Source organism: Dactylosporangium siamense (genome assembly GCF_016862795.1).
In the GTDB taxonomy this organism is placed as follows: Bacteria; Actinomycetota; Actinomycetes; order Mycobacteriales; family Micromonosporaceae; genus Dactylosporangium; species Dactylosporangium siamense.
In genome coordinates this window covers 42380-51024 of record NZ_BONQ01000020.1, presented here as the reverse complement: position 1 = coordinate 51024, position 8645 = coordinate 42380, and the positions used below count along the sequence as shown (strand labels likewise).

Sequence of the window (8645 nt, the reverse complement as noted above, 5' to 3'; positions counted from 1 at the left end):
GCCGACGGCGACGCCGGGCAACACCGCGCCCGGCGCACCCACGATCGGCACGGCGACCGCGGGCCAGGGCCAGGCGGACGTGACGTGGACGGCGCCGGGCTCCGACGGCGGGGCCGCGATCACGTCGTACACCGTGCAGGCCTATGCCGGGGGTGTGCCGCAGGCGGGGAAGACGTGCACGTTGAGCTCGCCGTTCACGCCGCCGCTGACGTGCCCGGTCCTCGGCCTGACGAACGGGACCGGGTACACCTTCCGCGTCACGGCGACCAACAGCGTCGGCACCGGTCCCGCGTCGGGTGACTCCCCGCTCGCGACCCCGGCGGCGACCGCGCCGGGCGCGCCCACGATCGGCACCGCGACCGCGGGTCAGGGCCAGGTCGCGGTGACCTGGTCCGCCCCGGCCGCCAACGGCTCGCCGATCAGCGGCTACACGGTGCAGGCGTACGCCGGCGGCGTGCTGCAGGCGGGCCGGACCTGCGCGGTGAGCCCACCGGCGGTGACGTGCACGGTTTCCGGCCTGACGAACGGCACCGGGTACACGTTCCGGGTCACCGCGACCAACGGCGTCGGCACCGGTCCCGCCTCGGGCGACTCGGCGACGGCCACCCCGGCCGCGACCGCGCCGGGCGCCCCGACCGGCGTCGCCGCCACCACCGACACCGGCGGCTCGGTGTCCGTGACGTTCACCGCGCCCGCCACCAACGGTGGATCGGCGATCACCGGGTACACCGTCACCGCCCAGCCCGGCGGCCGCACCGGCACCTGCGCCTCCTCGCCGTGCACCGTCACCGGCCTCACGGTGGGCACCAGCTACACGTTCACCGCCCGGGCGACCAACGGCGCCGGCTCCTCGCCCGAGTCGACCCCGTCCGCGGCGCTCCTCGTCGCCGTGGCGCCCGGCGCGCCGACCGCCGTGACCGCGGTCCCCGGCGACGGCACGGCAACCGTCAGCTTCACCCCGCCCGCCGCCACCGGCGGCACGCCGATCACCGGCTACACGGTGACCGTCGCGCCGGGCGGCCGCACCGTCGCCTGCGCCGCCCCGCCGTGCACCGTCACCGGGCTGAGCAACGGCGACCCGGTCACGTTCACGGTCCGCGCCACCAACGCCAAGGGCGACTCGCCCGAGTCGGCGGCCGGCGCGGCCGTCACCCCGCTGCCCGCGCCACCGGCCCCGGCGTCGCCGACGGCCACGGCGAGCGCGTCGGCGGTGACCGTCACCTGGACGGCGTCCGCCGCGGCCAACGTCACCGGCTACACCGTGACGGCCAGCCCCGGCCCGGCCACGTGCACCACCCGCGTGACCGACCCGAACCCGACCAGCTGCGTCGTCGGCGGCGTGGCCGGCACCACGTACACGTACACGGTGACCGCCGAATCCACCAGCGGCCCGTCGCCCGCCTCCCCGCCGAGCACCGCGACCACGGTCGCCGCACCGGCGACGCCGGCCACCCCGCCCCCGACGGAACTCACCCTCACCACCGACCGGGGCGACATCTCCACCGCCGTGCCGGGCCAGCAGATCACGGTCATCGGCACCGGCTTCGCCCCGCACTCCACCGCGACCATCACCATCTACTCGACGCCGACCCAGCTCGGCACGGTCGTCACGGACGAGAACGGCAACTTCAGCGTCCCGGTGACCGTCCCCGCCGCCCTGGCCGCCGGCGTCCACACGGTGGTCGCGCTCGGCGCCGCCCCGGACGGCAGCCTGCGCGCCATGGACCTCACCGTCACCGTCGGCGCCCGCTCCTCCAGCGGCGCGCTCCCGGTCACCGGTGCCGCGGCCGCCCGGCTGGCGGTGGTGGGGCTGCTCGCGATCGCGGCCGGTGTCCTGCTCGTCCGCACCACCCGCGCGGGCCGCCGCCGGCGCCCGGGCCTGCTGCCACCCGGATCCGCGTACGCACGCTGAGCACGTTCCCCGGCCCGATCGTCGCCGGCCCCGCCGGACGATCGGGCCGGCGACGACGCTTCGGGGCGAGCCGCCGTCCCGAGGCGCCGCGTCCTGATCGACCAGGTCGGGGGCGCGGTCAGGCGCCCTCGACCAGGCGGTTGCCGAGGTCGCTGCGGCGGTACAGGACGTGCCGGCCGTCGCGGACGCGGGTCACCAGGCCGCCGGCGTGCAGCACCCGCAGGTGCTGTGAGACCGCGCCCGGGGTGACCCGCAGCCGGCGGGCCAGCTCCACCGTCGGCAGCGCCTCGGCCAGCAGCTGCAGGAGGGTCGCCTTGGGCGGGCCGAGCAGGGCGGCCATCACGTCGGGGCCGGGTGGGACGGCCCGGTGCCAGAGGGTCGCGACGCCCCGGGCCGGGTAGGCCAGCCACGGCGCCTCCGCCGAGCTCATCGGCGGGACCGCCTTGTAGGCGAACACCGACGGCAGCAGCAGGAGCCCGCGACCGGCGGCGGAGACCCGGTAGCGGCCGATCATCCGCTCGATGCGCACCGCGCCGTCGGCCCAGCTGACGTTCGGGTGGATGTCGGCGAAGAGCAGGCGCGCACCGCCCACGGCGAGCTGCCGGGCGCGGTACGTCGTGTCGGCCTCCATCACCAGCCGCATCCGCGGCCAGTCCCCGGCCATCGCGGCCGACCAGTAGCGCCCGAGGAGATCGGCGAGGTCGCTCAGGGTCGCGGCCCGCAGGACGGCGGGCACCGGGCCCGGCGCGTGGGTGGCCACGATGTCGCGCTCCACCAGGTCGGGCGGCGTGCGGCGGATCTCGTCGAGCTGCTCGGCCAGGTCCGGGGCGAACGTCGCCGGGCGGGGCGTCAGGAAGTCCGGCAACCCACGGTCGTTGCCCACCAGCGACAGCAGCAGCGCCAGGTCGTCCGGATCGAGCGCGGCCAGCGCGGCCCGGCGCCACGGCAGGTGCAGCGTGTAGCGGCCCGGGTCGCGCAGCGCCCACACGCTGCAGACCAGCTCCTGGACCGGCGAGATCGCGAAGCGGGTGTCGGCGAGGTCCTCGGCGCTCAGTTCATACCGGATCATTTAGCCCCAGGCTATATCCGTTGGCGGGATGCCGCCCGGGCGGTGGGCTACGGGGCATGAGCCCTCGCCTCGTGCTGCTGCTCGCCGCGGTCTGCGGTGTCGCCGTCGGCAACGTGTACTTCCCGCAGTCGATCACCCCGGCGGTGGCCGCGGGGCTGCACGTCTCCGCCGGCGCGGCGGCCGGCATCGTCACCGCCGGTCAGGCCGGCTACACCGCCGGGCTGTTCCTGCTCGTCCCGCTGGGCGACCGGATCCCGCACCGCCGGCTGCTGACAACCCTGCTGGTGATCACCTCCGGGGCGCTGCTGCTGGCCGCGGCGGCGCCCGGCCTGCCGCCCCTGATCGGCCTCAGTGTGCTGATCGGCGCCGCCACGGTGATCGCTCCCGTCGTCGGCCCGCTGGTGGCCGGGATGGTGCCACCGCAACGGCGCGGCGAAACGGCCGGACTCCTGCTCAGCGGCGGCACCGGCGGCATGCTGCTGTCCCGGACGTTCGGTGGCTACCTGGCGCAGTGGTGGAGCTGGCGGGTCCCGTACGTGCTGTCCGCCGTCCTGCTCCTGGTCTTCGCGGCCCTGCTGCGCCGCGCCCTGCCGCCGACGCTCCCGGCCACCCGCCGGCCCTACCCGGCGCTGCTGCTCGAGCCGCTGCGCCTGCTGGCCCGCGAGCGGGACCTGCGTCGCTCCTGCCTCTACCAGGCAAGCGTCTTCGCCGCGTTCTGCGCCACCTGGACGTGCGTGGCGCTGCTGCTCACCGGCCCGGCCTACGGCTACGACGCCCGGGCCGTCGGCCTGCTCGCCCTGGTGAACGCCGCGACCATGCTGCTCGCCCCGGTCGCCGGCCGCCGCACCGACCGGCACGGTCCCGACCGCGTCAACCTGATCTGTGCGGCCGCCGTCGTCGCCGCCGCGGCCCTGCTGGCGCTGGGCGCCACCGGGGGCATCGGCTGGCTGGTCGCCGGCACGCTCGTGCTCGACGTCGCGATGCAGTCCGGCATGGTGGCCAACCAGGTGCGCGTCTACGCGATCAGCGACAGCGCCCGGAGCCGCCGCAACACCGCCTACATGACCTGCGCCTACGCGGGCGGCGCCGGGGGCTCGTGGCTGGGTCTGCGGTGCTACCAGACCTTCGGCTGGCCCGGGGTCTGCGTGCTGGTCGGGGTGCTGGCCGCGATCGCGCTGATCCACCTCACGGTCACCCGGGCCCAGCGGGCCGAACCGGTCGCCGGCGTGCCGGAGGTGCGGCCGCCGGGCACACTGGAGCCGTGTCGAGTCCAGCGGTGACGGTGTGGCGCCGGGTCCGTGACGTCGCCGCGGGCCTGGTGCCGGCGGCGCGGCGGGTGCGGCGGTTCGCCGCCGGGCTCACGCCCGGGCAGCGACGGGCGGTCGCGCTGGGGTTGCTGATGGTGACGGCGCCGGTATGGGCGGTGGCGTCCGCGGTGCCGCCGGTGATCACCCTGCCCGTCGAACCGCCGGTGCTCGCGGCGGTCGCCGCGATCGAGGCGGGACGCCCGGCCGGGTTCCCGGTCGGTGGGATCGACGTGTCCAGTCATGACCACCGGCGGTTCGGCATCCACTGGCCGACCGAGGTCGCGGCCGGCAGCGAGTTCGTCTACATCAAGGCGACCGAGGGCAGCACCTACGTCAACCCGCACTTCGCCACGGACTACGCGGCGGCGCGCCGGGCCGGGCGCTACGTCGGCGCCTACGTGTACGCCCGCCCGGACCGCGGCGACCCGGTCGGCCAGGCCGAACACTTCCTGCGGAACGCCCGCTTCAGCCGCGACGCGCGGACGCTGGTGCCGTTCGTCGACCTGGAGTGGCCGTATTCCGGCGTGCGCACCGACGACTGCTACGACCTCGCCCCGGCCCAGCTGCGCGCCTGGATCCGCGCGTTCGTCGGCCGCATCGAGGCCGGCATCGGCCGCAAGCCGATGATCTACACGAACACCCACTGGTGGAACCCGTGCACCGGCAACGACACGTCCTTCGGCGGGTACCCCCTCGACATCGCCGGATACACCGCGACGAGCCCGAAGCTGCCCGCCGGGTGGAGCACGTTCGCACTCTGGCAGTACCAGCCCGGCGACCCCGACCGCCGGCACAGCCACGACCGCGACGTCGTCAACGGCGGCCCGGCGGCACTCCGGGGCCTCGCCTGGCCTCCCCCGCCGGGCAGCTGAAGACGGGCGGAGGAGGCCAGGCGACCGGTCAGACGTCGACGACCGCCAGTTCGCGCGGTTCCCCGGGCGCCGGGTCCGCTCCCGCCGGCTCCGCTCCGGCCGGCTCCGGTTCGGCCGGCTCCGGTTCGGCCGGCTCCGGTTCGGCCGGCTCCGGTTCGGCCGGCGCGGGCCTCGTGTCGCGCAGGACGACCAACGCGGTGACGGCGGCCAGGACGACGGCGCACGCGCTGGCGGTGAAGGTGAGCGCCATGCCGTCGGTGAAGGCCGCCCGCGCGGCGGTCGCCAGCCCCGCGTCGCCGAGGCGCAGCGCGTCGCCGATGTTGTGCCGGGCGGCCTCGGGGGCGTCGGCGGGCATGTTGCCGGTGTAGGTGGCGGCCAGGACGCTGCCCAGGATCGCCACGCCCAGCGCGGCACCGGCCTGCTGGATCGTGTCGTTGACCGCCGATCCGACCCCCGCGTGCTCGGCCGGCACGGTGCTCATGAGGGCGTTGATGGCGGTGGGGACGGCCAGGCCGCTCCCGATGCCGACGATGCCCAGGGCGACGGCGACCAGCCAGGAGCCGTCCGCGGCGTCGACGGTGCCCAGGATGCCGACGCCGGCGGCCATGACGAGCATGCCGGCGGTGACCATGACCCGGTTGCCGACCTTGCCGGTCAGGCCGGCGCCGATCACGTTGAACAGCAGGGACATCGCGGCCAACGGCAGGAACGCCAGACCGGCCTCGGCCGGGCTGTAGCCGTGCACGAACTGCAGGTACTGGGTCAGCACCAGCAGCAGGCCGCCGTTGGAGATGCTGAGGAACGCGATGGAGAAGCTCGCGCCGGAGAAGTTGCGGTTGCGGAACAGGCCCATCGGCACCATCGGGGAGGCGGACCGGGCCTCCCAGATGACGAAGCCGATGAGGGACGCCACGGCGACCGCCGCCGCGGCGAGGGTGGCGGGGTCGGTGATGCCGGTCGTGGGCAGCTCGATGATCGCCCACACCAGGGCCGTCATGCCGACGATCGACAGGACCGCGCCGACCGGGTCGGGCTTGCGCCATGGGCCCTTGGACTCCGGCATCAGCACGAGCGCCGCGATGATCGCCACGATCGCGACCGGGACGTTGATGAGGAACGCGACGCCCCACCAGAACTCGGCGATGAGCAGGCCGCCGACGACGGGCCCGCCGACCAGGCCGACCATGGCCACGGCGGACCAGGCGGTCATCGCCTTGCGGCGCTCCTTCTCGTCGGTGAAGACGGTGATCAGGATCGACAGCGTGGACGGCATGATCAGCGCGCCACCGACGCCCATCGCCACCCGGCCGGCCACCAACTCCAGCGGGGAATCGGCGAAGGTGGCCGCGAGGCTCGCCGCGCCGAAGACCGCCAGTCCGATGACGAGGATCCGGCGGCGGCCGTACCGGTCCGACAGGCTGCCCGCGATCAGCAGCAGGCCGGCGAACACCAGGATGTAGGAGTCCAGGATCCACTGGATGTCCTGGGCGGTCGCGCCCAGATCCCGGGTCAGTGGCGGGATCGCCACGTTGAGGACCATGTTGTCCACGACCAGGACCAGCAGGCTCAGGCAGAGCACGACCAGGATGAGCCATCGTTCTCGACGTTGCATGTGTTGTGCCTCCGGAGGGGATTTCTAGGGCTGGGTGAGTTCGTAGAGCCGGGTGCGTCGCAGCAGGTGGAAGCCGAGGCCCGCACGCACCGCGAGCAGGTCCGCGTCGTCGTCGGCGGTGGTGGTTTCGATCTCCTGGACGTGCGGGTGCACCTCGCGCAGCCGCTGGATCAGGGCGGCGCTCACCCACCGATCCAGGTGCCGGCCGTGATGGCCGGGCAGCACCACGGGTCCGTACTGCCGGGCTCGGGGCTGCCAGGGCGCGCCGGCGACCGCCGCCGCGTAGGCCGCCAGGTCGCCCTCGGCGTCCGCGGCGATCAGCACGGCGCCGCCGAGGCGGCTCGGGCTGCGGAGCAGGTCCCTGACGCCGGGCGAGTCGAGCACAGCGCCGGTCCAGTGCGTCAGCCGGTAGCCGGGGCGCTCGGCGTCGACCAGCTCACTGAGCCAGGCCTGGTGGACGTCGTGGTACGTGAGCAGATCGTGCCGCCTGCTCCGGGCGTACCGGAAACCGTGCCGGAGGCTGAACGCCTCGCCCGGCGAGCCCGCCACCACGTCCACGACCACGCGCCGCTCGGCAGCCCGTCCTTCGGCGGCCCGGCGACGCACGGCATCCAGGAGGCGCGAGCCGATGCCGCGACGCCGCCACTGCGGGGCGACGTACAGGCTGAGCTCCGCGACACCGGGCCCGGCCGGCGGCGGCAGGACGTCGTGGCGGAACGGGACGATCGGCCGCAGGCCGGCCACCCCGGCCACGCGGCCCGGTGGCGCCATCGCGTGCCACCGCGCGATCCCGGGGTGATCCGACACCACGGCGATGTCGATCTTGGTGTCGCTCATGCACCCACGATCGCCGTGCCGCCGGCCCGGAACAACGCGCAAGATCGAACCGTGGCATTAGCCGCCGGTTATGGTGCGACGTCAGGGGCCGTGTAGGCCCGGGGACCCAGCGCCGCGGCCAGGTCGACGAGGGCGCGGGCCCGTGGGTGGAGGTCGTCGGTGCGCCACACGAGCGCCCACTCGGTCGGTGGGGCGTCCACGACCGGCAGCAGGACGATGCCCGGATGCGAGTAGTACTGCACGACGTGCTCGTTCAGCGCCGACACGGCCAGGCCGCTGGACACCGCGTGCAGCACCTCGTGGAAGGTGGTGACGACCGGCCCGCGACCGACCGGCCGGCCGCCGGGGGTCCGGGCCGGCACCATGCTCTCCATCCAGTAGCCGGGCACGCCGGGAGGGACGCCGACGCAGGTCTGCCCGCCGAAGTCCTCCAGCGTGACCGCGGTCCGGCCGGCCAGCTCGTGGCCGGTGCCGACGGCGAGCAGGCGCCCCTCGGTGAGCAGGACGGGCCCCTCGGTCAGGTCGGCCTCGCGGACCGGCCGCCACAGCACCGCGAGGTCGAGGTCGCCGGTCCGCACGCCGGCGAACGGCTCACTGAAATGGATCTCCCGGACCGCCACGTCGCATCCCGGGTGCCGCGCCCGGTACGCGTCGAAGACCTCGCGCAGCTCGTTGCCGACCGCGCCCATGACACCGAGCCGCACCGTCCCGGTCATGCCCCGGGCCGACTCGGTCGCCTTGGCGACGCCGCGGTGGATCGCGTGATAGGCGGTGCCCAGGTCGTCGCGCAACTGCTCGCCCAGCGGCGTCAACGTGACGGCGCGACTGGTGCGCTCGAACAACGCCCCGCCGATGCGGCGCTCCTGGGACTTGATCGCCTGGCTCACCCGGGCCTGCGTCACGTGCAGCCGCTCGGCCGTGCGCCCGAAGTGCAACTCGTCGGCGAGCGTCAGGAAGATCTCGATGTCACGTAGTTCCACGCTCGTACCCAGCTTCGGTTCCGGACCAGGACACTGATCGTTGGCCTGACGTCATG

The 8645-nt window shown here is 74.9% G+C and carries 7 protein-coding genes; 3 read left to right on the top strand and 4 right to left on the bottom strand.

Features of this window, described 5'->3' with window-relative positions; translation table 11 throughout:
- Window positions 1–1912: fibronectin type III domain-containing protein (locus tag Dsi01nite_RS05990; RefSeq protein ID WP_203845019.1), on the top strand; the 1912-nt coding region annotated here is incomplete at its 5' end.
- Window positions 1913–2030: 118 nt separating this feature from the next.
- Here Dsi01nite_RS05990 and Dsi01nite_RS05985 read toward each other — a convergent pair.
- Window positions 2031–2981 (bottom strand): ArsR/SmtB family transcription factor, encoded by a 951-nt coding sequence (locus Dsi01nite_RS05985; RefSeq protein WP_203845018.1) that lies wholly within the window; start codon window positions 2979–2981, stop codon window positions 2031–2033.
- A 56-nt stretch (window positions 2982–3037) separates the two neighbouring features.
- Here Dsi01nite_RS05985 and Dsi01nite_RS05980 point away from each other — a divergent pair, with 56 nt between their 5' ends.
- Together Dsi01nite_RS05980 and Dsi01nite_RS05975 are read left to right on the top strand one after the other, a co-directional pair.
- Window positions 3038–4261: an MFS transporter gene (locus Dsi01nite_RS05980; protein ID WP_203845017.1), complete on the top strand. Its 1224-nt coding sequence runs from the start codon at window positions 3038–3040 to the stop codon at window positions 4259–4261.
- Window positions 4243–5160 (top strand): GH25 family lysozyme, encoded by a 918-nt coding sequence (locus tag Dsi01nite_RS05975; protein ID WP_203845016.1) that lies wholly within the window; start codon window positions 4243–4245, stop codon window positions 5158–5160. Before Dsi01nite_RS05980 ends, Dsi01nite_RS05975 begins: the two co-directional genes overlap by 19 nt.
- Before the next feature lie 28 nt (window positions 5161–5188).
- On the opposite strand, the gene Dsi01nite_RS05970 is transcribed toward Dsi01nite_RS05975, so the two are convergent.
- The 3 genes from Dsi01nite_RS05970 to Dsi01nite_RS05960 form a co-directional block, all read right to left on the bottom strand.
- Window positions 5189–6772 (bottom strand): MFS transporter, encoded by a 1584-nt coding sequence (locus Dsi01nite_RS05970; RefSeq protein WP_203845015.1) that lies wholly within the window; start codon window positions 6770–6772, stop codon window positions 5189–5191.
- Between the two features lie 24 nt (window positions 6773–6796).
- A complete protein-coding gene (locus Dsi01nite_RS05965) occupies window positions 6797–7609 on the bottom strand; it encodes a GNAT family N-acetyltransferase (RefSeq protein WP_203845014.1) in 813 nt (270 codons plus the stop codon).
- A gap of 68 nt (window positions 7610–7677) precedes the next feature.
- Window positions 7678–8589, bottom strand: coding sequence for a LysR family transcriptional regulator (locus tag Dsi01nite_RS05960; protein WP_203845013.1), 912 nt, complete (start codon window positions 8587–8589; stop codon window positions 7678–7680).
- Window positions 8590–8645: the final 56 nt, after the last annotated feature.